Below are 26,262 nucleotides of genomic sequence, written 5' to 3' on the forward strand. Positions count from 1 at the left end.
CACCCAGTACAGCTACGTCTGCAAAGTCCCGCACAACGACCATCTCCGACCAAACAGCCTGAAGCACCGGCCCCCTTGCCACTTGCCGCGCACGATCAGATTGCCTTCTGTGCGCGCCCTGCAACATAGGTCTGCACCACGGCGCGATCATCGCCCATGACCTGAAGGGTGAACAACTCATCCATCAGGTTGCGCGCGCGGTCCATGCGCAGGGCCATTGCGGGTGTGGCGCCCGCATCAAGGACTACAAAATCCGCTTCGCTGCCCGCGTCCAGCGTGCCGATACGGTCCACCAGCCCCAGCGCCACGGCATTGCCGCGCGTGATCCAGTGAAATGCGCGGTAGGGGTGCATGCGCTGGCCTTGCAATTGCAACACCTTGTAGCCCTCTGCCAATGTTTGCAGCATCGAATAACTGGTCCCGCCGCCAATATCGCTGGCAATCGCATTGCACAGGCCCGCCGCGCGCAGCTTGTTATCATTAAACAGCCCTGACCCAAGATAAAGGTTCGATGTCGGGCAAAACACGGGTTTCGCGCCTGCCTCTGCCAAAGCGCCAATCTCTCGGTCGGACAGGTGAATTGCATGGCCCAACAGGCTATTGTCGCGCAGCAGACCGTAGCGCGCATAGATATCGGTGTAATCCACCGCGTCAGGGTAAAGCTGGCACGACAGCGCGATTTCGGCGTGGTTCTCGCTCAGATGGGTCTGGATATGGCATTCAGGGTGGTTCTGCGCCAGCGCTTGCGCCGCTTCCATCTGCGCAGGGCTGGAGGTGATGGCGAAACGTGGCGTAATCGCATAGCCCAGCCGTCCCTTGCCATGCCAGCGCGCGATCAGCGCTGTGCTGTCGTCATAGCCCGATTGCGCTGTGTCACAAAGCCCGTCGGGCGCGTTGCGGTCCATCAGCACCTTGCCGGTGATCAGCCGCATATCGCGCCTATGGGCCTCAACGAACAGCGCCTCAGCCGATGTGGCGTGGACCGAGGCATAGGCCACAGCGGTGGTGGTGCCATGATCTGTCAGCCTTTCCAGAAAGGCCCGCGCCATCGTCGCGCATAATTCGGGGTCGCTATAGCGGGTCTCTTCGGGGAAAGTGTAGTCGTTCAGCCAGTCCAGCAATTCTGCCGCCCAGCTTGCGATCACCTGTGTTTGCGGGAAATGCAAATGCGTGTCGATGAAACCGGGCATGATCAGATGCGGGCGGTGGTCGATGACCTCTGCCCCTGTCCGGTCGATGCGGTCGAAATCATCAAACGCGCGGATCGCGCCGCCCTCGATCAGCAGGCCGCCATCCTCGATATAGCGAAAGCTCTCGGTGTCGTCCGGGGTCTGGGGTTCGCGCAAGAAGCTGAGCAGCCGCGCGCGGATAATTTTTCGTTCCATGAAAAAAGCTTTCAGATTTGGGCCTGCTGATGCGTATGTCTATCGGTGTCGGTCGCGGCGCGAAAGGCGGTGAAAATCTCTTGCGCTGTCATCAGGGCAATCACCTCGGGGCGCTTGTCGCCCAGACCCGCCGCGCCAATCGGGCAGACCAACCTCTCAGCGCTTATGCCGCCAGTGTCGCGTGCGAAACGTTCAAACCGCGCGCGTTTGGTGGCCGATCCAATCAGCCCTACATAGGCAGCGTCATTGCGGCGCAGGGCGGCCAGTGTCAGCAGGAAATCCAACCCGTGATCATGGGTTGTGACCACATAGGCACTGGCAGGGGGGGCGCTGGCAATCTCGGCCTCTGGCAGGGGGGTCAGGCGGGTGTCCACACCGTGGGCCACCAGCGCCAGTTCACTGGCGCGCGTATCCACAAGGATCACCTGCCACGGCAGGGTCAGCGCCACCTGCGCCAGTGCGCGGCCCACATGCCCGGCACCAAGGATCAGCAAATTCGGGCGCTGCGCCTGTTCGATCCGCGCCAGATGGGTGGCGCGCTGACTTTCGCCAAGGCGCTGAAATTCCACACTGACCCGCCCCCCACAGCATTGGCCGATTTCCGGCCCCAGCGCGATATCGAGGTTACCGCGCATTTCGTCTTGTGCAAGCATGTCGCGGGCGTGATTGAGTGCTTGCCACTCGGCTTGCCCGCCGCCGATCGTGCCTGCCAATGCTGTGGCGGTAATGAACATCTCTGCCCCTTCGTCACGCGGCGACGATCCTTGCACGCGGGTGATGCGGGCATGAATGACAGAGGCCGCGCCGGTCAGAATGTCGCGCGCATCTCTCATGCCTGTTTTAACCGTTCCACCGCCATAAGCACACGTTCCGGCGTGGCGGGGGCGTCCAGCCTTGGGCAGATGCGGTAATCAGCGACCGAGGCCACGGCCATGCCAATCGCCTCGAACACGGAAATCGGCAGCATGAAGGGCGGCTCTCCCACCGCTTTAGAGCGTTTGATCGTGGGCTTGGTGTTTTCGGACCAATCAGCCAACTGCACGTTGAAGATGCGCGGGCGGTCAGAGGCGAGGGGGATTTTATAGGTGCTGGGCGCATGTGTGCGCAAACGCCCCTTGTCATCCCATGCCAGTTCTTCGGATGTCAGCCATCCCATCCCTTGCACAAAGGCCCCTTCGACCTGCCCCAAATCCAGTGCAGGGTTCAGCGAACGGCCAACATCATGCAGCACATCGGCGCGGTCCACACGTGTCTCGCCGGTCAGTGTGTCGATGCTGACCTCGGAACAGGCCGCACCATAGGCGAAGTAATAAAACGGCTGGCCCTTGCCTTCTGCGCGGTTCCAATGGATTTCGGGGGTCTTGTAGAAACCGGCGGCTGAAAGCTGCACCCGCGCCATATAGGCGGCATGGATGAATTCGTTAAACGGGATGACCTGCGCCCCCACCGCCACGCGCCCCGGCATGAACTGAACGGCATCGGGCGCAACGGACCAGTGCCGCGCGGCAAATTCCACCAGCCGCGCCTTGATCTGTTCGCAGGCGTCCAGCGCCGCCATGCCATTGAGGTCCGAGCCAGAGCTTGCAGCCGTAGCCGAGGTGTTGGGCACTTTCTCGGTCGTGGTCTTGGTGATCTTGATGCGGTCAATATCGACCTGAAACGCATCGGCCACCACCTGCGCGACTTTGGTATAAAGCCCCTGTCCCATCTCTGTCCCGCCGTGGTTCAGGTGGATCGAGCCGTCATTATAGACATGCACCAAGGCCCCGGCCTGATTGTACCATGTCGCGGTGAAGCTGATGCCGAACTTGACCGGCGTCAGCGCGATGCCCTTGCGAATGATCCCGCCTTTGGCGTTGAATTCCAGCACCCGCGCCCGGCGCGCCTGATAGTCGCTGGAGGCTTCCAGCTCATCGACCAGCCGGGGCAGGATATTATCCTCGACGCGCTGGTGATAGGGGGTGATATCGCCCCCTTCACGGTAGAAATTCGCACGCCTTACCTCCAGCGGGTCGCGGCCAAGGGCATAGGCGATTTCTTCGATCATACGTTCCGCAGCGATCACGCCTTGCGGCCCGCCAAAGCCACGAAAGGCGGTGTTGCTGACTGTGTTGGTCTTGATCGGGCGCGAGCGCAGGCGCACATCGGGGTAGTAATAGGCATTATCGGCATGAAACAGCGCGCGGTCGGTTACCGGGCCGGACAGGTCCGCCGACCAGCCACAGCGCGCAGCGAACACCCCGTCCACGGCCAGAATGCGCCCCTGATCGTCAAAGCCGCAATCATAGTCGATACGGAAATCATGCCGTTTGCCAGTGATCATCATGTCCTGATCGCGGTCGGGGCGCAGCTTGACCGCGCGGCCCAATCTTTTGGCGGCAATCGCGGCGATGGCGCAGAACAGGTTCATCTGCGTTTCCTTGCCGCCAAAGCCGCCCCCCATCCGGCGTACATTGATCACGACGGCATTGGACGGCACGCCAAGCGCATGGGCGACCATATGCTGCGCCTCGGACGGGTGCTGGGTGGACGCGGACAGCGACACTTCGTCATCTTCGCCCGGAATGGCCAGCGCGATCTGGCCTTCAAGATACATATGGTCCTGCCCGCCGACACGCATCCGGCCCGTAATGCGGTGTGGCGCGCTTGCCAGCGCCGGGCCAGGGTCGCCGCGCAGGAGCGTCAGGGGCGCTGTTACATCGGGGTAGCCTGCGGCTTCTGCGGCGTCGATATCGGTGGCATGAGGCAGGGCTTCGGTCGTGATCTGTGCCAGCGCGCAAGCGCGGCGCGCAGCGTCGCGGGTTGTGGCCACGACCGCGAAGATAGGCTGGCCGTGATACTGGATCAGGTCATCCGTGAAGATCGGCTCGTCCATCAGCCCGGTGGGCGACACGTCATTGCGGCCCGGAATATCCTCCGCCGTCAGTACTGCAACCACACCGGGGGCGGTGCGCACGGCTGCAAGGTCAAGCGCGGTCATGCGGCCATGTGCAATATCAGCGCCACCGATATAGGCGTGCAGTGTGCCAGCAGGTTCGGTGATGTCATCGGTATATTCGGCGCGGCCTGTCACATGTTTTATGGCGGAATCATGGATCAGGCTGTCATGGGCCGCCCCACGGATACGAGGGTCGTCTTTCATAGCGCATCCTCCAGCGTGGCGGGCGTGCCTTGTGTTTCATGCCAGAAGCGCAGCAGCAGGTTTTGCGCGGCGCGCATCCGGTATTCGGCGCTGGCGCGCATATCTGTCAGGGGCGTGAAATCTTCGCGCAATGCAGTTGCCCCGGCTTGCAGGCTGTCCAGTGTAAAGGGCTGCCCGATAAGCGCCGCTTCGGCATGGGTGGCGCGTTTGGGGGTTGCGGCCATGCCGCCAAATGCAAGTCGCGCAGCGGTGATGATGCCCCCGTCAACCGTGATGCTGATGCCTGCGGCCACGGCGGAAATATCCTCATCGCGGCGTTTGGAGAGCTTATAGGCTGCATACAGGCCGCCCGGTGCGGGTTTGGGCAGGATTATGGTTTCGACAAATTCGCCGGGCGCACGGTCCTGCTTGCCATAATCGAGAAAGAAATCTTCCAGCGCGATATCGCGGCGCGTCTGACCGTGGCGCAGCACCAGCCGCGCGCCAAGCGCGATAAAGGGTGGGGCCACATCCCCGATGGGCGAGCCATTGGCGATATTGCCGCCCAGCGTGCCCATTGCACGCACTTGCCAGCCTGCAATACGGTCCCAGTAGCGGGCCATATGGGGGAATTGGGCCAGCAGGGGCACGCGTGCACCTTCATAGCTGACCATTGCGCCGAAATGCAGGGCTGTGTCTGTTTCGGTGATACCGCGCAACGCGTCCAGATGGCTGATGAAGACCGCCACAGGTAGATCACGCAGGAATTTTGTGACCCACAGGCCCACATCGGTTGCGCCAGCCACGATGCGCGCATCGGGGTGTTCTGTCAGAACTGCGGCCAGATCATCGACCGAGGCAGGCAGGATCGCGCGGCTGCTGTCCTTGCCCAGATCGACCCGTGTGCCGTCCTGCCAGTCGCGCAACTGCGTTGCAACGCGGTCACGCTCTGCCATCAGCGGGTCTGTGGTGCCGTGATCGCCCATTGTCAGAGCTGCGCGAATGATGGGGGCATAGCCTGTGCAGCGGCACAGATTGCCTTGCAGCGCGCGTTCGACCTGTGCCTCGGACGGGTGGGGCGTTTCCATCCAGAGCGCGTAAAGCGCCATGACAATGCCGGGTGTGCAAAACCCGCATTGCGACCCATGATGATCGACCATCGCGCGCTGAACGGGGTGCAGCCCGCCATCGGTGCCGCGCAGGTGTTCGACTGTGACCACATGACAGCCATCAACTGTGGCCAGCGGGCGGATGCAGGCATTCACCGGCTCATAGATCAGCCCTTCAGGGCCGGGCCGCCCGACCAGCACTGTGCAGGCCCCGCAATCCCCTTCGGCGCAGCCTTCCTTGGTGCCGCGCAAGCGTTGATCCAACCGCAGATGATCCAGCAGCATATCAGTTGCCGCGACCGAAGTGAGCGTGAGCGCGCGGTCATTGAGCATGAATCGAATTGTGTGGCGCAGCGCCATTCAGACCGTCCTTTTTTTCATATTATCCTAACATAAGAATTCCCGCTGGAATGTCACTTTCAACGAAAGCGATAAAACGGTTAGACTGTTTCAACGCGGCGTTGGGAATTATGCCGAATTACTGTGCATTCTCAGGGTGGGGAGGGGTCATGTCGTATCTGGAGTCCTTGCGCGTTTTTATCCGCGTCAGCGAGCTGGGCTCGATCACGGCAGGGGGGCGTGATTTGCGGCTGACACCGGCGGTGGCCAGCAAGCGGATAAAGGAGTTGGAGGCGCGTCTGGGCGTGCGCCTGTTCAACCGCACCACACGCAAACTGACCCAAACCGAGATTGGCCGCGATTTCTATGACCATGCGCGCCGCGTGGTGACAGCGCTGGAAGATGCCGAGGCGGCGGTTTCGGGGTTGTCGGGCCATGTGCGCGGCACGATACGGGTGACTGCCCCGCTGGGCATAGGGCGCAGGCTGGTTGCGCCGCTGGCCTATCAGTTCGGGCAGGATTACCCCGATATTCGTATCAATCTGCGTCTGTCTGACAAGCGGGTGGATATTCTGGAAGATCAGATTGATATGGCCTTCGTGCTGGGTGATTTGCCGGAATCCAGTCTGAAGCAACGCAAGATCATGGATGCGCCAAGGGTGATTGCCGCCAGCCCCGACTATCTGGCGCGGCGCGGTGTTCCAGCGCGGCCAGAGGATTTGAAGCTGCATGAGTGCCTGCTGCTGCGCTACCCCCGCTCGCCGGAGTATTTCTGGACTGTGCAAACCACGGAAGGCCCGCTGCGGCTGGATCTGGCGGGGCGGCTGGATTGTGATGATGCCAATGTCCTGATCGACTGGGCTGTGGCGGGTGCAGGGCTTGTCAACCGGCCGGCTTTCGAGCTGTCGGCGCATCTTCAGTCGGGGGCGCTGGTTGCAGTTTTGCCAGAAACGCCGCCGCTTCCGGCGGTATTTGCCTGCCTATATCCGCACAGGCGCCATCAGGACCCGAAGATCAGGCTTTTCGCTGATCACATGGTGAAGGCCTGCAAGGCGGCTTTTGCCAAGGCAGATATGACAATGCCCGCGCAGGTTTCGGGCGTGCGCAGATCATAACCACACCCGCGCCACGCCTTTGCACGATCAGGCAATCCCGTATTGGCGATGCGCATCTGCGCAAGAGATCAGTTTGCCCTGAACCTCGTCCCAAAGATGCAGCTTCACTGTCGAGAGGCTTTCGACAATGGTCAGGCGCTGGGCCTCGGCCAGTTCAGGGAAATCGCGGATCACTTCGGGCAGGCGGTAGAAAGGAATGCGGGAATAAAGGTGATGCACATGGTGAATGCCGATATTGCCCGACAGCCAGCGCAGCGGTTGAGGCAGCACATAGTGCGAACTGCCTTCAAGTGCTGCATCGTGCAACTGCCACTCTTCACCCTTGGACCAATGCGTTTGTTCGAACTGGTGCTGCACATAGAACAACCAGACGCCAATCGTGGCGGCAATCACAGACGTTGGCAGAAACACCAGTAGCACCGGCAGCAACCCGCCAAACCAGATGATCAGTGCCAGCGCGATGCCGATCATGGCATTGGTGCCCATAGCCGATGTCCAGTAACGCCAGCCCGCATTCATCAGCCCGACCGGCAGGCGGTTTTGCAGGATGAACAGATAGCTTGGCCCCAGCACGAACAGCACCAAGGGGTGACGATAAAGCCTGTACATGAACCGTCCGAAAGGGGAGCGCGCGCGATATTCCTCGACCGTGAGGGTGGTGACATCGCCAATACCGCGATGGTCCAGATCGCCGTGATGGGCGTGGTGAATCGCATGTGTGCGCCGCCACACGGCATAGGGTGTCAGGGTCAGCACCCCCAGCGCGCGCCCGACCCAGTCCTGTGCTGTGCGGTTCTTGAGGAATGACCCATGCCCGCAGTCATGCTGGATGATGAATATCCGAACCAGAAACGCACCATTCATGACCGCCAGCACAAGTGCCAGCCACGGGCTGATGGACAGGGCCATCCAGGCGAGCGCCCAAAGTGCAAAGAAAGGCACAAGGGTTGCGGCCAGTTCAAAAACGCTGCGAAAGGTGGTCGGGTCACGATAGCGCGCAAGAGTAGAAAGCCAGCTGCGCGCGGTGCGGGGGGGAAGTACTTCGTTGTTCATCAGAGCCTGTCGGTCGAGGCCGGAGTCATCCGGCGGGATAGCTGAGCGTTGTCAAGAAGCGCTAAGCTATCGACCCATTCCAGCCCCCATCGGATATTCGCTATCGAGAGGTACTTCAACAATTTTGATCGCGACTTTGGATTTCGTTTTAACAAATTTGATTGATTTCAATCTGAAGGGGAAATCAGCCGCGCAAACTCTGTTTTTCGGTGCCTGAATGCAACGCTGCGAAAGTGCCATCACCGGCACTTTCGCATGATCTGCCCTGTTATAGCTTGGTACTGGTCACGCAGGACCGCGCGGTTACAGGTAACGGTTCACAAGGTTTTCAAGCCGCTCTTGTCTGCCAGAGCGCGGGTTTGGGTTGATATTCTGACTCAGAACATCCCCGGCGATACGATCCAGATCGCTGTGCAGCATCGCTTGCGCCTCTGGCTTGTCCCAGCCAGCGTAGCGCGCCGCGCGCGCGGCTTCCAGCTTGCCATCTTCCAGCATGGCGGCGGCCGCTTTCAGCCCACGTGCGCACACATCCATCGCGCCCGCATGGGCAAGGATCAGGTCTTGGGGGTCCAGCGACTGGCGGCGCAGTTTTGCATCGAAATTCGTGCCGCCAGTGGTAAAGCCCCCCGCGCGCAGGATTTCGTAATAGGCCATCGCAACCTCTGGCGTGTTATTCGGGAACTGGTCTGTATCCCAGCCTGACTGATAGTCATTCCGGTTCATGTCGATAGAGCCGAAAATGCCAAGGCTGGCCGCAAGTGCGATTTCATGCTCGAAGCTATGGCCCGCCAGAATGGCGTGACCCTGTTCGATATTCAGCTTCACTTCCTTTTCCAGCCCGAAGCGTTGCAGAAAGCCAAACACGGTTGCCACGTCATAATCATACTGGTGTTTGGTGGGTTCCTGTGGCTTTGGTTCGATCAGGATCGCGCCCTTGAAGCCGATCTTGTGCTTGTAATCCACCACCATCGACAGGAAGCGACCCATATGGTCCAACTCCTTGCTCAGGTCGGTATTGAGCAAGGTTTCATAGCCTTCGCGCCCACCCCAGAGCACGTAGTTTTCGCCATTCAGGCGCTGCGTGGCATCCATGCAGGTTTTGACCGTTGCTGCCGAGAAAGCGAAAATATCGGGGTCGGGGTTGGTGGCCGCCCCCGCCATATAGCGGCGATGGCTGAACAGATTGGCCGTGCCCCACAACAGTTTCGGCCCGCCCGCTTCCATCTTGGCGGCGAAATAATCTGTCATCTCTTCCAGATTGCGAGTGTTTTCCGCGAAATTGGCACCCTCCGGGCGCATGTCGGCGTCATGAAAGCAGAAATAGGGGGCGTTCAGAATGCGGAACATGTCAAACGCGACATCGGCCTTGCGTTTGGCATGTTCCATCGTGTCGCCAAACCAGGGGCGCTGGAATGTCTGGCCGCCGAAGGGGTCATTGCCGGGCCATGCGAAATTGTGCCAGTAGCACACGGCAAAGCGCAGATGATCTTCCATCCGGCGGCCGAGCACTACCTCGTCAGGGTTGTAGTGCCGAAAGGCGAAATCGCTGTCACTGTCAGCGCCCTGATAGCTCAGTTGCGGGATGTCTGCGAAAAAATTGGTCATGTCAGATCCTTGATGGCAGTTTGTGCCGCGCTGTAGCGGGTGTAAGTGTCTGCGAATGCAGCAGTCAGGGCGGGATCGGGCGCAACCTCGCGCGCGATGGGGGGCAGCGGCATTGCATCTGCACCCGCCCCGGTGGCGGCCATCAGGCCAAGCCGTGCGGCCCCAAGGGCGGCGCCATGATCGCCAGCTTGCGGCACGAGGATCGGCAGATCCAGCGCTGTCGCCAGCGCCGCAAGCCAGTAGTCCGACCGCGCGCCCCCGCCAGCGGCAATCAGCGTGTCCAGCTTTGTTCCGGTGGCCGCAAGGGCCTGCTGGCAGTCTTTCAGCGCAAAGACGACGCCTTCCATCACAGCGCGGGTTGCGGCGGCGCGGTCGGTTGCATGGTCCAGCCCGATGAATGCACCGCGGATTGCAGCATCGTTTAACGGGGTGCGTTCCCCGCCCAGATAGGGCAGGAACAGGGTGCGGCCGGGGGCTTTCAGCGCGCCCAGACTGGCGGTCAGATCGGCAGCACTGACCCCCGCTATGCCGGAAAACCAGTTCAGTGCGTCAGTCGCCGCAAGAATGACGCCCATCTGATGCCATTGCCCCGGCAGGGCATGGCAAAAGCTGTGCACAGCGGTTTCCGGTGCAGGCGCATAGCTGTCGGTGGCGGCAAACAACACGCCAGAGGTGCCAAGGCTGACAAAACCCTGCCCCCCGCGCGCAATGCCCAACCCGATCGCCGTCGCGGCATTGTCGCCTGCGCCACCTGCGACCGGAATGTCGGCGCGCAATCCGAATTCAGCCGCAAGTGCTGCGCGCAGACCACCCGAAACCGCTGACCCTTCCACAAGGTCAGGCATTTGCGCGCGGGTCATGCCAGTGGCGGCGAGCAGATCATCAGACCAGTCGCGCGCGCCGACATCCAGCCAGCTTGTACCCGCCGCGTCTGACATTTCGGCCACATGCGCGCCCGTCAGCCACAGGCGCAGATAGTCCTTTGGCAGCAACACCTTGGCGGCATGTGCGAATAACTCTGGCTCTTCTTCGGCCATCCAGACGAGTTTCGGCGCAGTGAAGCCGGGAAAGACGATATTGCCGCTGATCGCGCGAAAGCGCGGGTCTGCGTCCAGCCGCGCGGCCTGTGCATGGGCGCGGGTGTCGTTCCACAGGATGCAGGGGCGCAAGACCTGATCGGCCGCATCGAGCACTGTTGCCCCATGCATCTGCCCCGAAAGCCCGATGCCCGTGATTGCGGCCATGTCGATTTTGCCTGCAAGATCGCGCAAAACCGCACTTGCAGCGCTTGTCCAGTCTGCCGGGTCCTGTTCCGACCAACCGGGATGCGGGCGAGAGACTGAAAGCGGCGCGTCTGATTGCGCCACGACGCCGCCAGCCGCATCAAGCACCAGCCCTTTCAGGCCAGAGGTGCCCAGATCAAGCCCAAGAAACATCAAGCCGCCTTCTCTGCTTTCTTACCCATGATGATCATGGACAGAATGTCATCCTCGGTCACATCCTCGACGCGTTCGGTGCCGATAAGCTGGCCGTTTTTCATGACGCTGACACGGTCACATAGCGACATCATTTCGCGCGTGTCGTGGCTGATCAGGAAAATGCCAAGCCCCTGGGCCTTCAACTCCATGATCAGGTCAGCGACCATCTTGGTTTCATGCACGCCCAAGGCGGCAGTCGGTTCGTCCATGATCAGGATGCGCGCATTGAAATAGACTGCGCGCGCAATCGCCACGGATTGGCGTTGCCCGCCAGACAGCGCGCTGACAGGTTCGGCCACCTTTTTGAAATTGGGGTTCAGCCGCGCCATGATCTTGCGCGTTTCCGATTCCATGCGGCTGTCATCCAGAAACCCGAACATGGTGCGCAATTCGCGGCCCAGAAACAGGTTTGCGGGCGCTGGCAGGTTATCGGCCAGCGCAAGGGTCTGGTGGATCGTCTCGATATTATGCGCGCGGGCATCGCGGGGGCTGTTGATGATGGCCTTTTTGCCGTCAATCAGAATCTCGCCACTGTCGGCGCGATAAGCCCCTGAGAGGATCTTGATCAGGGTGGATTTGCCAGCGCCGTTATGGCCCAGAAGCCCCACCACCTCGCCCGGATACAGGTCGATGGACACATCATCCACAGCCTGTACACCACCAAAGGCGATCGAGATATTTCGCATTTCCACAAGTGGTTGCATGGTCTATCCTTTCCCGGTGCGGCGGCGGTAGATGATGTCGATCAGCACGGCCAGAACCAGCACGCTGCCCACGACGATATTCTGCAAGGGCGCATCGACACCGACCATTGCCATGCCAGATTGCAGCGACTGCATGATCAGCGCGCCAAGAATGGCCCCGTAAATCGTGCCGATCCCGCCCGCCAGCGCCGTGCCACCGATGACTGCAGCCGCGATGACGCGCAATTCGTCCAGCGTGCCGATATCGTTGGAATGGTTGGTCAGGCGGGCAGAGGCGACGACCGCTGAAATGGCACATAGCGCGCCCATGATCGCAAACACCTTGACCGTCAGCAGCCGCGTGTTGATGCCCGACAACTCAGCCGCCTGCGGGTTGCCGCCAGTCGCAAAGATATAGCGCCCCAGCCGCGTCTTGCGGGCTACAACTGTCATGACAACGGCCACGACAATCAGCAAAAGCACCGAAATCGGCAGGCCATAAGCGGCGGTGTACCCTTCGGGCATGACCTCGCCACGGGCCTCGAACTGGCGGCTCAGGCGGGCGGCTGGAATCTGGTAGGAATTCAGGATCGCGATAAAGCCCAGAATGGCACCGGCAATGATCGCGCCAAGCGTGATTTCGGCCCAGATGGGTTTGACGGGGAAGTCATGGCGAATCTTATCGCGGCGTTTTGCCCACAGTGCGCCCATCGCGGCCAGCGTGGCAATGATCCCGATCACCCATGACCAGAATTCGCCCAAGGTGCCGTTTATGCCGCCGAACATCTGAAAGGTCGGGTCCAGCGGGCCGATGGTTTGCCCGTTGGTCAGATACCATGCCGCGTTGCGCCAGACCAGCAGCCCGCCAAGCGTGACGATAAAGGCCGGTATAAGCAGATACCCAGTAAGATAGCCCTGAAACGCTCCGATCAGCGCGCCGGTTACAAGCCCCGCGCCAATGGCCAGCCACGGGATGAGCGGATGCCCAAGCGGCAGGCCCAGCAGTTGCGGCAACCATGCGGTTTGCATCATGGCCATGACGGCGGAACATGTGGCCAGCAGCGCGCCCACCGACAGGTCGATATGACGGGTTACGATGACAAACACCATACCGGTGGCCATGATCGCCACGCTGACAGTCTGGATTGTCAGGTTGAAAATATTGCGCGGGGTCAGAAACCGCCCATCGGTCAGGACGTTGAAAACAACGGTCACCAGAATAAAGGCGCCGATCATGCCCAGAAGGCGCGTGTCCAGTTCCAGCGTATCGGTCAGTTTTGCGCGCGGCGCAGGCTTGGCCTTGGCGGTGCTGGTTGTTGTATCTTGGGTGCTCATATGTGCCGTCCTGTCAGGGAACGTGGCGCGATGCGCGGGAATGCCACGCAACTGCGCATGAGGGGCGGCGTGATGCCGCCCCTTCGGGAAGGGTGGATTTCAGATCAGTCGCAAGGCGCAGGACCGCCGCTGACACCCTGACACAGCGCTTCCTGGCTGATCCAGCCTGCGTCTACCACAAGGCTGAGGTTGTCGCGTGTGATCGGCACGGGCTCTAGGAACATGGATACCATTTCCGTGCCCGCCGGAGAGGTCCACATCTCGGCCCCTTCGACATCCGCCATCGCGGTGCCACCTGCCAGTTGCACTGCGATTTCGGCGGCATTGCGGCCCAGATCACGCGCATCTTTCCAGACCGAAACAGTCTGCGTGCCAAGCGCGATGCGGTTCAACGCGGCATGGTCGCCATCCTGACCCGAAACTGGAATGCCGTCCATGCCCTGCGCTGTCAGCGCGGCCACTGCGCCGCCTGCGGTCCCGTCATTCGACGCGACAACCGCATCAACCATGTTGTCCTGTGCTGTCAGGATCTGTTCCATGTTGCGCTGAGCATTGGCGGGCAGCCATGCATCGGTATAGGCTTCGCCGACAATGGTGATGTCGCCTGCGTCAATTGCTGCTTGCAACACTTCCTGCTGGCCACCGCGCAGGAAATCTGCGTTCGGGTCCGTGGGTGAGCCCTTGATCATCACGTAATTGCCACTTGGGGCCTGTTCCAGCACAGCACGCGCCTGCATGCGCCCGACTTCGACATTGTCGAATGTCAGGTAGAAGGCGCGATCATCCTCGATCAGGCGGTCATAAGCGATGACGGGAATCCCTTCATCAGCGGCAGCCTGAACGGCGGGGCCAATGGCAGCGGCATCCTGCGCCAGAACGATCAGCGCATCGACGCCCTGTGCGATCAGGCTTTCAATATCAGAAAGCTGCTTGGATGAAGATGACTGCGCGTCCGCTGACACATATGCCGCGCCTGCTTCATCAAGTGCGGCGCGAATGGCCGCCTCATCTGTTTGCCAGCGTTCTTCCTGAAAATTTGACCAGCTGACGCCGATGGTCAGCGAATCTGCCCATGCGGCAGAGCTGAAGCCGATGGTTGCGGCCACGGCCGCTGTAAGAAGCTTGTTCATGTGTTCCTCCCTGAACGAAATCAGGCCGGATAGGTTTTCGGCCAGACCCTGAGAGCATGACATATAATTTTCGGCTGTCAAATTAATTTTATAGGTTTCAAGCAGGGATTGCGCCGAAATTTAACTTATTTAGCATTTTTCCTTGCGTGATGTTCGATATTCTGGCTTATTTTGTTCAGTTGGCGAATTTAACTTTGGCGGAGGAGGCCGGGCTATGATTGCGTCAGATCTGGGTGGGATAGACACGGGAAATGATGGCGCGCTGGCGGGCTGTGGCCCGTTGCTGAGCAATGTGGCCCCTGTCGCGCGGCCCTTGCGCCATGTCCTGTTTGACCATGTTCGCGCACAAGGCGGCACCACCCGCGCCGAAATGGGGCGGGCGCTGGGTGTCAGCGCGGCTTCGGTCAGCGCGGTGACAAGTGATCTGATTGCCGATGGTTTCCTGCGTGAAAGCCCGGTAGCGGCGGTGCCAGATGTCGAGAATCCGCGAATCGGGCGCGGGCGGCCCCCGGTTGAATTGCAGGTTGCAGCAGAGGCATACCATGTGATCGGCATGAAACTGGGTGATCTGCGCCATACCGCGGTGCTGAGTGATTTTGCAGGGCGGCGTATTGCCGAGGCCAGTATGCCGACACGCCCAAACCGCAAAAGTGCCGCGATTCTGATTGCCGAGGCGCGCGCGCTGATGGACAAGTTGCTTGCTGAATGCGGCAAGAACCGACGTGACATAAGCTGTGTCGGGGTCGGTATGGCTGGCATGGTCGATTTTGCGACCGGAAGTGTTGCATGGTCGCCCATGCTGGACGCGCCATCCACTGCGCTGCGCGGGCAGTTTGAAACGGCGCTTGGCGTGCCGACATGGCTGGACAATGACGCCAACCTGCTGACGCTGGCCGAATTATGGTTCGGCGGCGGGCGCAGCAAGTCCGATTTCGCGGTGGTCACGATTGAACATGGCGTTGGCATGGGGTTGGTGCTGTTCAACCAGCTTTATCGTGGTGCGCGCGGTGTTGGCATGGAATTGGGCCATACCAAGGTGCAACTGGACGGTGCGCTGTGCCGCTGTGGCAAGCGCGGCTGTCTGGAAGCCTATGTTGCCGATTATGCCCTTGCGCGCGAAGCGGCGACTGCGCTGGATCAGCATGAAAGCCTGTCTGAAAGCCCGCTTGCGCTGCTTGAATCCCTGTTTGTCGAGGCGCGGGGCGGCAATGAGGCCGCGCTGTCGATCTTTCGCCGGGCAGGCCGCTATCTGGCCTTGGGCCTGTCGAATGTGGCGCAGATGTTCGACCCCGAGGTTATCATCCTGTCCGGGGGGCGGATGCAGTATGACTACCTTTATGCGCGCGAGGTTCTAAGCGAAATGCAGTCCATGACCCTGACTGGCGCCCGCCCGCCCGCGCGGGTCGAGATACATTCCTGGGGTGATCTGGTCTGGGCACAGGGCGCGGTTGCGCTGGCGCTGGGGGCGCTGACAGAACAGTTGCTGGGGCATTCGGCCACGCGGGGCAGCGCGGCATGAAGGCTGCATCTTTGCCGCTATGTCTGGCGGCCCTGCCCTGCCTTGCCGATATGCCCACCTTCGAGGATGTCAGCCACAAGATTCCGCAACACCATTACGCTGGCGGGTGGGAGTATTTCGTGGGCGGCGGTGTGGCTGCGTTCGATTGCAGTGACAATGGCCTGCCGGACCTGTTTCTGGCAGGGGGCGCGGGGCCATCGCTGCTGCTGCGCAACAAGGGTGAGATGGAGTTCAGCCCGGAAGACGTGCCATTAACGGGGGTCACCGGGGCCTATCCGCTGGATATTGATGGCGACGGGGTGCTGGACCTGTTCGTGCTGCGGGTGGGGCCGAACATCGTGCTGCGCGGCCTTGGGGATTGCGCGTTCGAGGATGCAACCGAAGCGCTGGGCATTGAGGCGGGGCAGGGCTGGTCAACAGCGTTCAGCGCATGGTGGGATCAGGGCGCGGATCGCCCGACCTTATTCGTGGGCAATTACGTCGATCGTGACGACCCGGAAGGGCCGTTTTTCGCCTGTGATGACAACCAGTTGATGCGCCCTGCGGCACAAGGCTACCTGTCCGCGCCCATGACACCCGGTTTCTGCCCGCTTTCGGCGCTTGCAGCGCGCGATGCGCGGGGGCGTATGACCCTGCGCCTGTCCAATGACCGGCATTATTACGTGCGTGGCGGATATGAGCAGATGTGGGACATTGCCGATGCGCGCTATCTTGGGCCAGAGGATGGCTGGCAGGAACAGATGCTTTGGGGGATGGGCATTGCCAGCCGCGACATTACCGGCAACGGGCTGGCGGATGTCTACCTGACCTCTATGGCCGATCAGTTGCTGCAACTTGCGCAGGGTGATGGCACCTATCGCACGGCCCCGTTCGAGATGGGGCACACGGCACATCGGCCCTTTACAGGCGATGACGGCCGCCCCTCGACCGGGTGGCATGCGCAATGGGGCGATATGACAAATAATGGGCGGGCCGATCTGTTTGTGGCCAAGGGCAATGTCGATCAGATGCCGGATCTGGCCATGTATGACCCAAACAACCTGTTGCTGCAAGGTGCAGATGGGCGGTTCACGGAAGCTGCGCATCATGCAGGGGTGGCTGACCCCGCGCGCTCTCGCGGGGCGGCGCTGGTGGATCTGACCGGGGACGGGCGGCTGGATCTTGTGGTCGTGAACCGCCGCGCGCCTGCGCGCCTGTACCGCAATGTGACCAAAGATACGGGCAACTGGTTGGCGGTGGATCTGCGCATGGAGGGGGGCAACCGTTTTGCCATTGGCGCGCGCGTCACGGTCGAGACTGAACAGGGTGGCCAGTGGCAGGAAATTTCGGTGGGCGGTGGCCATGCAGGCGGGCAGGCGGGGCCGCTGCATTTCGGGCTGGGGCAGGCGGGGGACGCCGTGATTGTGGTGGACTGGCCCGATGGGCGCCAAAGCCGCCGCGAGATCGACCGCATGAACCAGCGGGTTTTGCTGACGCCAGACGGCTAGTGTTTGTGAGTGTTCAAACGCTTTCGGTTCAAGTTTTCTTGTATGTTGAAGTTTTGGTGGGCGGCGGTGCTTTGCGCCTTGATCTCGCACCGGTCACACTCTGCAAAGCCCTCGCAACCCGTCATCTGGTGCCTTGTGTCAGGTTGCAGGCACTGGTTTTGGCACCAACCCGTGACTGGCAAAAATGGCAAAGGCTTAGGGGCGTGGCACCTCCAGCCCGCTTGGCACCGCATCGGGCACGCCCAACCGCCCTGCCAAGGCTTGCGGGTCCGACAGTGTTTCCAGAAACGCCACCAGATCAGCGATATCGGCGTCACTCAGGGGGATGGGCGGGGTGCTGACGGCCTGTGCAATCGCGGCCCGCTCAGTCGGGTCATCCATGATCTGCCAATCTTCGACATCCAGCGCAGGCAGCACAACCTGCGTGCGGTCATAATGTGCCAGTGCTGCGACCGGGTCGGCATGGTCACGAATGAACCCCGCCAGCGTGGTATGTGATCCGGCATGACCATAAGGGGCGGTATGGGCGATATTGCGCAAAGAGGGCGTACGAAAGGCAAAGGCGTCTTCTGCGCGCCCGGTGACGCGCATACGCCCGGTATCGCGCCTGTGCGATTCAAAGCGCGCGGCCTTGCCCGGCCCCAGCTGCGGCACCCCGCGCGCATGAAAGCCGTGATCGGTCTGGAACGGGCCGGAATGGCAACTGGCGCATGTGGCCGTGCCATAGAACAGGTCCAGCCCGCGCTGTGCGGCATCTGGCAAAGCCCCGTCGCCGCGCAGATAGGCGTCAAACGGGCTGGTGTCAGAACGGAACTCGACCGCGACAAAGGCCGCGATGGCGTTAGAGATATGTGGAAAGGTGATGTGCGCGGCAGTGTTGATGTCATCCTTCACCGCGATGAAGCGGTCGACATATTCAGGAATGTCGCGGATGCGCGCGGCGATCAGATCCCAGGCGCCGCCCTCGCCTGTCAGCCGCCCCTGCCGCACGGCTTGCGCAATCTCATTGTCATTGTAATGACCTGCCATTTCATCGGGGCTAAGAACCGGGAACATGTTTTGTGCGGATAGAAGCGAGGCAAAGCCCGTGATCATATCCTCTTCCAGCGGGGTGCGCAGGCCGGAAGGGCGCGCAACATCAACTTCGATACGGCCATCGTGGAACATGCGGGTGAATTCTGCGGCACCAAGGTTCCACAGCGCGGGTGAGTTGCGGGGCATGCGCTGTTCGGGCGGGCTGTCCGGATGGGCCGTGCGCGCCGGACCAAGGCCGCGCGCCCCGGCCCCCAGCCCCAGCGACAGCCCGTCAGAGCTGCCGAACTCTGGGTGATGGCAGGTTGCGCAGGCCACATCGCGGTTGCCTGACAGGATCGGATCATAGAACAGATGCCAGCCCAGTTGGACCAACTCGGCCGAATGTGTGGCATAGGCCATGTCTGCGACCGGGTCAGGCAGGGCGGGGCCAGCATTGAGCGGGCCATATGCGATCAGCGCCAACACAAGACTTGCCCGAAATACACTATGTCGCCACATATCGCCCCCTCCCTTCCTCCGATCTTGTTTGTACACGAGAGTGCCGCCCAAAAGTGTTTAGCACAAGCCCCCTTGCCGGGGGCGGCAGTGAGGGGGCGCTGCCCCCTCTTGGCCTGCGGCCAATTCACCCCCGGAGTATTTGGCGCAAGAAAATGAGGGGCATGTCGCGCGCGATATCGACGCTGTCAGGCGCTGATCGCGCGTTCGATCCAGTAGCGCGCATCTGGCAGGGCCTGCTCGATCTGAGGAAGGTCGTTGACGCAAAGGAATTTGGCATCGGGGGACAAGGACCGGCGCAGATAGGCTTGGACAGCCTCTAGCGGGAATTCGGTGGTCGCGCTGCTGCGCAGGTGCAGGTAATCCGCCTTTGCAGGGGTAAGGTGGTTGCCGTTGCGGATGCAGAAATGATTGTGCAGCGCCATCGGCTGGAATTGCGACAGATCGCGGAATGGGTGGGCGATATTGGCCGTGAATTCGGGGCCGAAACGCTTGAAGAGTTGTTCCATGAAAACGCGATTCATCGGGTGGACGACATGTGCGCTGGTCCAGAGATGATCGGGCGCGAACCCGGCGAGGCGGGCGGCATTGATCTGTGTGTAGTGGTTGAAGAATGCTGGGTCGCGCATCTTTTCCGGGTTGGCGTCAAGATGGCTGTAATCAGCCCATTTCCCACGCAGAACAGGCACGGCGTCTTTGAACACGTCATCTGCGCTGAGCGGCGCGGTCAGAAAGACGTCATCATTGAAATAGACAAACCTTTCGGCAAGACCGGGGATTCGCCAGAGCATGGTTTCGATGGACAGGGAATTGAACGTTGGCAGGTATTGGGTAAAGCCCCGGAATATCACGCGGTGGTCAACAATGCTGACCCTGTCGGCCAGCGCTGCGGGGATTGTTGCGGGATCGGGGGACTGGTCATCGGTCACGATCCAGATATGCCGCAGCCAGGGCGCATGATTGGCGAGCGATTGCAGGCAATAACGTAGCTCATCACTACTGCCCCAGCGATGCGGGTTGATCCCGTTTGGATGGAGCGCTTGCGCCGCTTTCCCAAGGGCTTTCGCGCGCTTGGCCGCATGTTTGGCATCGCCCCCGTCGACCCATGTTATGACGGCGTCGATAGGGTCACTGGTGCAGGCGGGGATGGCAATGTCCAAGGGGCGTTCCATTCTTTTTGCAGGTACCGAACCTGTAAAGGTAATAGCGGCGTTTGGGGGCATGAGTGAGGTCCCGGGACTACATCGTGAAAGCCGGAGCCGAGCCGCTGATATACCGATTGCTGTTGTCAGAATCGCGCCAGCCTTGGCGGATTCGGCGATGATCCTGTCGCAGATGCTGCAATGCAGCAAAAGTTTTGGGCGCAGAGGCGAAGTCTTGATTAAATTCTATGCATTCCAAAAAGGCGCCCCGTTTCTTCGTGTTTAATAGTGCGGTGGGATTTGCGCCAATGAACACAACTGTCAATAACTGCTGTGCGATTATGTCGTCGAATGCATGTCCGACAGCCCGATCCTGGCAGATTCCAACTGCCGGACATGCGCAACATATGACTGCTGCTCTGGGAGAGATGGGGTGCGCTTTCTTGCTTTCAAGTCAACCTTTCCAGACGCATGCAGCCGTTTTACAGGAGCATGCATTCCATGATGAAAAAATCCTTACTGACAACTGCTGCCGCGACAGCGCTGCTTGCCGCCGCGCCCGCATTCGCGAATTGCCCGATTCAGGTCGGTGTGCTGCACTCGCTTTCCGGCAGCATGGCCATATCTGAAACCACGCTGCGCGATGTGATGCTGATGCTGGTAGAGCAGCAAAACGCCAAGGGCGGCGTGCTGGGCTGCGAATTGGAAGCAGTGGTCGTTGACCCTGCCTCTGACTGGCCGCTGTTTGCGGAACTGACCCGCCAGCTTCTGACTGTGAACGAAGTTGACGTGATCTTTGGGGCCTGGACCTCGGTCAGCCGCAAGGCGCTGTTGCCGGTTCTGGAAGAGCTGAACGGTCTGTTCTTCTACCCGGTGCAGTATGAAGGGCAAGAAAGCTCTCGCAATGTGTTCTACACCGGTGCTGCGCCCAACCAGCAGGCCATTCCGGCGGTCGATTACTTCCTTGAGGAACTGGGCGTCGAGAGTTTCGCATTGCTGGGCACCGATTATGTCTACCCACGCACAACGAATGCGATCCTTGAATCCTATCTGCTGTCCAAGGGGATCGCGGCGGAAGATATTTTTGTGAATTACACGCCTTTCGGTCATGCTGACTGGTCCACGATCGTGTCAGATGTGATCGGTCTGGGTGCGGGCGGCAAGCAGGTCGGCGTCATCTCGACCATCAATGGTGACGCGAATATCGGCTTCTACACCGAACTGGCCGCGCAGGGCGTCAGTGCGGATGATATTCCGGTTGTGGCCTTTTCGGTCGGTGAGGAAGAGCTTTCGGGTCTTGATACTTCGCGCCTTGTTGGCCATCTGGCCGCGTGGAACTACTTCATGTCCGCCGATACCCCCGAGAATGAGGAATTCATCGCGGCATGGCACGAATTCATCGGCGATACCAACCGCGTGACCAACGACCCGATGGAGGCGCATTATATCGGCTTCAACATGTGGGTGAATGCGGTCGAAGCCGCAGGCACCACCGATGTGGATGCCGTGCGTGAGGCCATGTGGGGGCAGGAGTTCCCGAACCTGACAGGTGGCACCGCGGTGATGAATGTGAACCACCACCTGTCCAAGCCCGTGCTGATTGGTGAAATCCGCGCGGATGGGCAATTTGACATCATCAGCCAGACCGAAGAAGTGCCGGGCGAAGCCTGGTCGCCCTTCCTTGAAGACAGCGCAACGCTGGTCAGCGACTGGCAAGAGCTGGAATGCGGCATGTTCGACACAGCGACGGAAACCTGTGTCCAGCTGACATCCAACTACTGAACCACATCGGGGGTGCGGGGTTTTCCCCTCGCGCCCCTGTCCAGATTTAAGTGAAAGACATCCGCCCATGTTGCGCTTGATGCCCCGCATTGCGATGCTGTTCGCGTGCCTTGTCGCGCTGATCCTTGTTTTCCCGCTGCGTGCATCTGCCCAGATGGAAACACCGCTTCAGGATGCGTTGCAGACCGTTCAGCCGCTTGTGGCCAGCCCGTCGCGGGCAACGGTGCCAGATATGCTTGCGGCCCTGATCGCGGCAGATGCCCCCGGCACAGTGGCGTTCTTGCGCGCATGGTCTGACCGCGAGGTCTATGAGCGCCCCGAGGACGGGTTGTTCTTTTTCGCGCGCGAGGGGGCGGACCGCGCCCTTGTGCTGATTGACATTGATACGGGCGAAGAGGTCGGCACGGCAAGTTCACGCGATATGAACCAGATCCGCCCGAATGCCGGTGTGCGGCGCGAAGTGAGTGCCGCGCTTGTGCAGTTTGAATTGCTGAACCCCGACCCCGCGCGGCGGATTGCTGCGCTGGAAAGCATCGCGCGCAGCCCCGATGCCGAGCAGGTCGAGGCGCTGCAAATCGCGCTGGAGGCAGAAGAGGACAGTGGCATAGCCCTGCGGATGCAGCGTCTGCTTGACCTGCTGAATGCGCGTTTTGCGACAGACACAGCGACGCGGGTGGATGCAATAGAAGGGCTGCGCGGCGATATCAGCACAGAGGCGCGGCGCGCCCTGAACCAGATTTTACAGACCCGGTCAGAGTTTGGCGAAACCATAGCCGAGGGGGCCAATGTCGCGCGTATTCGCGTTCCGGGCGAAGATATGACCTTGATTTCGGCTTATACGGTGCTTTCAGATGCCGGGCTGGCGCCCGAGCGCCCCGGTCGCAATGCGATCCGCGATGTTTTGCGCGCAAATGTCGTCGATGGCACTGTCGGCGGCATCCCCGTGCACCAGCTTGACACGGATGAGGCCCGGCGCGCGGCCTATCGCGCACTGGAAGAGGCTGGCACTGTGGCCCCGCTGGTCACACAAGCTGATATGGAAGCGGCTGTGGCGCAATATGTATTCTATGACGCCTATCTGGAAGCGGACCGTGCTGTAACCGACGCCGCGCGCGATGCGCTGGACAGTACGCGCACGCGCATTTCTGTCTGGCAATTCGTAGGTATCTCGATTGATGCGCTGTCGCTGGCTTCGATCTTCTTTCTGGCCGCAATCGGGCTGGCGATCACTTTCGGGGTGATGCGCGTGATCAACATGGCGCATGGTGAATTCATCATGATGGGTGCCTATACCGGCTATGTGGTGCAGACTGTCATCCCCAATTACACCACCTCGCTGGTGATTGCGCTGCCCCTCGCCTTTGCTGTGACATTTGCCGCCGGGGTCTTGATGGAGCGGCTGGTCATCCGGCACCTGTACACACGTCCGTTGGAAACGCTGCTGGCAACTTTCGGGATTTCGATTGCCTTGCAGCAACTGGCAAAAAACATCTTCGGCACGCAGGCCCGACCGCTGACCGCCCCTGACTGGTTGGCGGGTGCCATTCAGGTCAATGATATTGTGTCTGTGGCGTCGATCCGTGTGGCGATCTTTGTCATGGCGATCGGCTTCTTGCTGATGCTACTTTACATTCTCAACCGCACGCGGCTGGGGCTGGAAGTGCGCGCCGTGACGCAAAACCCCGGCATGGCGGCCAGTATGGGAATTAATCCTGACCGGATAAATATGCTGACTTTCGGGTTGGGGTCGGGAATTGCCGGTGTTGCCGGTGTGGCCATCGGGCTGGTGGCACAGGTCACATCCGAGATGGGCGCGAATTACATCGTCCAAAGCTTCATGACTGTTGTGGTCGGTGGTGTCGGCTCGGTCTTTGGCACGTTGGCCGGGGCCACGCTGATCGGGTTCCTGCAAAAGGGCATCGAGTGGTTCAACCCCGCCAACACCCTTGCTGCGCAGACCTTTATGGTGCTGTTCATCATTCTGTTCATCCAGTTCCGCCCCAAGGGTATCGTCGCCCTGAAGGGCCGCGCTGCCGGAGATTGACGCCATGATGTTCAATATTCGGACCACAACCCCCCATGTGCCAGAGGTGGCCGCAGTCATCCGCGCCCATAACGCGTTTTGCGCAGCGACTAGCCCTGCGGAATCCTGTCACAAGCTGACAGCATCGCAACTCGACGTGCCCGCAATAACGCTATGGTGCGCTTGGCGCGCGGAAGAAGTTCTGGGTATTGGCGCGCTCAAACTGCTGGACGACGGCGCTGGCGAGGTGAAGTCCATGCACACTGTCGCTGCCGCGCGCGGCACAGGGGTGGGGCGCGCCATAGTCGAGACGATTGTTAACGCAGCAAGAGCAAAACACCTGACCCGCCTATGGCTGGAAACCGGCACCGCGCCGCAGTTTGCCGCGGCCCGCGCATTGTATGCGCGGTTGGGCTTTGCCAACTGCCCGCCCTTCGGGGATTACAAGTTCGATCCGCACAGCGCCTTTTATACGCTGGCGCTGACAGGAGATTGAGCCAATGGCAAAGACAACACTTGCCCCGCATCGGGCCATTCTGATCTCAAATCCGTCCGTGCTGTGGTTCATGGGGCTGCTTGGTCTGTTCACCATCGGTGTCACGGTCCTGTCAGAGGGGTTCGGGATCGGCGTGATTTCCACCAATCTGGTCAAGATCCTTGGCATGACGCTGTGCCTGTGCCTGATCGCCATCGCGATGGATGTGGTCTGGGGCTATTGCGGTATCCTGAGCCTTGGGCATTTCGCCTTCTTCGGGCTTGGCGGCTATGCCATCGGCATGTGGCTGATGTATGCGCGCACCGAAATCAACATTCGCGACAGTCTGGGTCGTGGCACCATCCCGCCCACAGAGCTGGAGGTCTCCGAGGCCGTCGCAGCGCAGATTTTCGGCGTCGTAGGCTCCAGCGACTTGCCGTTGATCTGGAACTTCGCGGGTTCGCTGCCTTTTCAGCTTGCGATGGTCGTGCTGGTGCCGGGGCTTCTGGCGCTGATCTTTGGCTGGCTGGCCTTTCGCAGCCGCGTGACGGGCGTCTACCTCTCGATCCTGACGCAGGCGATGACGCTCGCGCTCTCGCTCTACCTGTTCCAGAATGACACGGGTCTGCGCGGCAATAACGGGCTGTCGGGGCTGCAGAACATCCCCGGCTTCCTGCATGTGCCGCAATCGGTGATTTCGATGTGGTTTTTCTGGGCGTCTGCTTTTGCGCTGGGCGCGGGCTATCTGCTGTTTGCCTGGGTCGTGTCGGGCAAGTTCGGCTCTGTCATCCGTGCCATCCGCGACAATGAAGCGCGCGTGCGGTTCCTTGGCTATAATGTCGAGGGCTACAAGCTGTTTGTTTTCACCATCACAGCGGTCATTTCCGGCATCGCGGGCGCGCTTTACTACCCGCAGGCGGGCATCATCAACCCGGCGGAGATTGCGCCCATTGCTTCGATCTATCTGGCAGTCTGGGTGGCGATTGGCGGGCGCGGGCGGCTTTATGGCGCGGTGATCGGCGCGGCTTTCGTGTCGCTTCTGTCAAGCTGGCTGACAGGCGGCGGCGCGCCGAATATCGATCTGGGCTTCTACCGCATCGTCTGGACCGACTGGTGGCTGGTGCTGCTGGGTCTGGGCTTTGTCGCGGTGACGCTGTTCTTCCCCAAGGGGATTGGCGGGTTGTTCGACTATCTGGTCAGGAAAAAACCATGAGCACGCTTCTCGAAGTCTCTGGGGTCTCGGTCACATTCGACGGGTTCCGCGCCATCAACAACCTGTCGATTGCCATTGGCGAGCCTGAATTGCGCGCCGTGATCGGCCCTAATGGCGCGGGCAAGACCACCTTCATGGACATTGTCACCGGCAAGACGAAGCCGGATGAGGGCCGCGTGATCTGGGGTGAGCGGTCGGTCAATCTGCTGAAATACTCTGAAAGCCAGATCGCCAAGATGGGCATTGGCCGCAAGTTCCAGAAACCGACTGTCTTTGAGGATCAGAGCGTGCGCGACAATCTCGCCATGGCGCTGGCCAACAAGCGCGGCCCATTCTCGGTGCTGGTCTGGCGCGCGAGCGACCGCGACCGCGCGCGCATCGAGGAACTGGCCGAAGAAGTGGGCCTGTCGGCGCGGCTGGACGATAGCGCGGGCATCCTGAGCCACGGGCAAAAGCAATGGCTGGAAATCGGCATGTTGCTGGCACAAGATCCGCGCCTTTTGCTGGTCGATGAACCGGCGGCGGGGATGACCCCATCGGAGCGCGAGCATACGACAGACCTGCTCAAGCGCGCGGCCAAGACCCGCGCGGTCATGGTGATCGAACATGATATGGAATTCATCCGCCGCCTCGATTGCCGGGTGACCTGCCTGCATGAAGGTGCTGTGCTGGCCGAAGGTTCGCTGGATCATGTGACCAAGAACCAGCAGGTCATTGATGTTTATCTGGGACGCTGAG

At 60.6% G+C, this 26,262-nt stretch carries 20 protein-coding genes; 8 read left to right on the forward strand and 12 right to left on the reverse strand.

Annotation, left to right across the window (positions count from 1 at the left end):
* Positions 1-95: 95 nt before the first annotated feature.
* From guaD to xdhA, 4 genes are read right to left on the reverse strand one after another with little or no spacing between them, the layout of a single operon-like run.
* Positions 96-1,385: a guanine deaminase gene (gene guaD, locus EV660_RS09650; protein WP_071479713.1), complete on the reverse strand. Its 1,290-nt coding sequence runs from the start codon at positions 1,383-1,385 to the stop codon at positions 96-98.
* An 11-nt stretch (positions 1,386-1,396) separates the two neighbouring features.
* A complete protein-coding gene (xdhC, locus tag EV660_RS09655) occupies positions 1,397-2,218 on the reverse strand; it encodes a xanthine dehydrogenase accessory protein XdhC (RefSeq protein ID WP_071479712.1) in 822 nt (273 codons plus the stop codon).
* Positions 2,215-4,527, reverse strand: a complete 2,313-nt coding sequence (gene xdhB / locus EV660_RS09660) for a xanthine dehydrogenase molybdopterin binding subunit (protein WP_071479711.1) — start codon at positions 4,525-4,527, stop codon at positions 2,215-2,217. The genes xdhC and xdhB overlap by 4 nt, the downstream gene beginning before the upstream one ends.
* A complete protein-coding gene (xdhA, locus tag EV660_RS09665) occupies positions 4,524-5,975 on the reverse strand; it encodes a xanthine dehydrogenase small subunit (RefSeq protein ID WP_071479710.1) in 1,452 nt (483 codons plus the stop codon). The genes xdhB and xdhA overlap by 4 nt, the downstream gene beginning before the upstream one ends.
* A gap of 149 nt (positions 5,976-6,124) precedes the next feature.
* On the opposite strand from xdhA, the gene EV660_RS09670 reads away from it, so the two are divergent.
* A complete protein-coding gene (locus tag EV660_RS09670; RefSeq protein WP_071479709.1) occupies positions 6,125-7,069 on the forward strand; it encodes a LysR family transcriptional regulator in 945 nt (314 codons plus the stop codon).
* Between the two features lie 27 nt (positions 7,070-7,096).
* On the opposite strand, the gene EV660_RS09675 is transcribed toward EV660_RS09670, so the two are convergent.
* The 6 genes from EV660_RS09675 to xylF form a co-directional block, all read right to left on the reverse strand.
* Positions 7,097-8,122, reverse strand: coding sequence for a fatty acid desaturase (locus EV660_RS09675; protein WP_071479708.1), 1,026 nt, complete (start codon positions 8,120-8,122; stop codon positions 7,097-7,099).
* 303 nt (positions 8,123-8,425) lie between these two features.
* Positions 8,426-9,727, reverse strand: coding sequence for a xylose isomerase (gene xylA / locus EV660_RS09680; protein ID WP_071479707.1), 1,302 nt, complete (start codon positions 9,725-9,727; stop codon positions 8,426-8,428).
* On the reverse strand, positions 9,724-11,163 hold the full coding sequence (gene xylB / locus EV660_RS09685; protein WP_071479706.1) for a xylulokinase: 1,440 nt from the start codon (positions 11,161-11,163) through the stop codon (positions 9,724-9,726). Before xylB ends, xylA begins: the two co-directional genes overlap by 4 nt.
* Positions 11,163-11,909 carry an ATP-binding cassette domain-containing protein gene (locus EV660_RS09690; protein ID WP_071479705.1) on the reverse strand — a complete coding sequence of 249 codons (747 nt, stop codon included), beginning with the start codon at positions 11,907-11,909 and terminating at the stop codon, positions 11,163-11,165. The genes xylB and EV660_RS09690 overlap by 1 nt, the downstream gene beginning before the upstream one ends.
* A 3-nt stretch (positions 11,910-11,912) precedes the next feature.
* The gene (locus EV660_RS09695; protein WP_071479704.1) at positions 11,913-13,223 is read right to left on the reverse strand and encodes a sugar ABC transporter permease; all 1,311 of its coding nucleotides are present in this window, start codon (positions 13,221-13,223) and stop codon (positions 11,913-11,915) included.
* A 104-nt stretch (positions 13,224-13,327) separates the two neighbouring features.
* Positions 13,328-14,353, reverse strand: a complete 1,026-nt coding sequence (gene xylF / locus EV660_RS09700) for a D-xylose ABC transporter substrate-binding protein (RefSeq protein WP_071481881.1) — start codon at positions 14,351-14,353, stop codon at positions 13,328-13,330.
* A 214-nt stretch (positions 14,354-14,567) separates the two neighbouring features.
* On the opposite strand from xylF, the gene EV660_RS09705 reads away from it, so the two are divergent.
* Positions 14,568-15,872, forward strand: a complete 1,305-nt coding sequence (locus EV660_RS09705; protein WP_071479703.1) for an ROK family protein — start codon at positions 14,568-14,570, stop codon at positions 15,870-15,872.
* Positions 15,869-17,359 (forward strand): CRTAC1 family protein, encoded by a 1,491-nt coding sequence (locus EV660_RS09710; protein ID WP_071479702.1) that lies wholly within the window; start codon positions 15,869-15,871, stop codon positions 17,357-17,359. The genes EV660_RS09705 and EV660_RS09710 overlap by 4 nt, the downstream gene beginning before the upstream one ends.
* Before the next feature lie 195 nt (positions 17,360-17,554).
* Here the strand turns inward: EV660_RS09710 and EV660_RS09715 are convergent, their stop codons facing one another.
* Entirely contained in the window at positions 17,555-18,892 is a 1,338-nt protein-coding gene (locus EV660_RS09715) for a cytochrome-c peroxidase (RefSeq protein ID WP_071479701.1), read from the reverse strand.
* A 185-nt stretch (positions 18,893-19,077) separates the two neighbouring features.
* Positions 19,078-20,061: a Stealth CR1 domain-containing protein gene (locus tag EV660_RS09720; RefSeq protein WP_071479700.1), complete on the reverse strand. Its 984-nt coding sequence runs from the start codon at positions 20,059-20,061 to the stop codon at positions 19,078-19,080.
* Between the two features lie 471 nt (positions 20,062-20,532).
* Between EV660_RS09720 and urtA the strand changes: the two genes are divergently transcribed.
* From urtA to urtD, 5 genes are all read left to right on the forward strand, one after another.
* On the forward strand, positions 20,533-21,813 hold the full coding sequence (urtA, locus tag EV660_RS09725) for an urea ABC transporter substrate-binding protein (RefSeq protein WP_071481880.1): 1,281 nt from the start codon (positions 20,533-20,535) through the stop codon (positions 21,811-21,813).
* A gap of 79 nt (positions 21,814-21,892) precedes the next feature.
* Positions 21,893-23,857 carry an urea ABC transporter permease subunit UrtB gene (gene urtB, locus EV660_RS09730; protein WP_071481879.1) on the forward strand — a complete coding sequence of 655 codons (1,965 nt, stop codon included), beginning with the start codon at positions 21,893-21,895 and terminating at the stop codon, positions 23,855-23,857.
* A 4-nt stretch (positions 23,858-23,861) separates the two neighbouring features.
* The gene (locus EV660_RS09735; protein WP_071479699.1) at positions 23,862-24,332 is read left to right on the forward strand and encodes a GNAT family N-acetyltransferase; all 471 of its coding nucleotides are present in this window, start codon (positions 23,862-23,864) and stop codon (positions 24,330-24,332) included.
* Positions 24,333-24,336: 4 nt separating this feature from the next.
* Positions 24,337-25,524, forward strand: coding sequence for an urea ABC transporter permease subunit UrtC (gene urtC, locus EV660_RS09740; protein WP_071479698.1), 1,188 nt, complete (start codon positions 24,337-24,339; stop codon positions 25,522-25,524).
* Entirely contained in the window at positions 25,521-26,261 is a 741-nt protein-coding gene (gene urtD, locus EV660_RS09745; RefSeq protein ID WP_071479697.1) for an urea ABC transporter ATP-binding protein UrtD, read from the forward strand. Before urtC ends, urtD begins: the two co-directional genes overlap by 4 nt.
* Position 26,262 lies beyond the last annotated feature (1 nt).

The organism is Roseinatronobacter bogoriensis DSM 18756 (assembly GCF_004366635.1).
Taxonomy (GTDB): Bacteria; Pseudomonadota; Alphaproteobacteria; order Rhodobacterales; family Rhodobacteraceae; genus Roseinatronobacter; species Roseinatronobacter bogoriensis.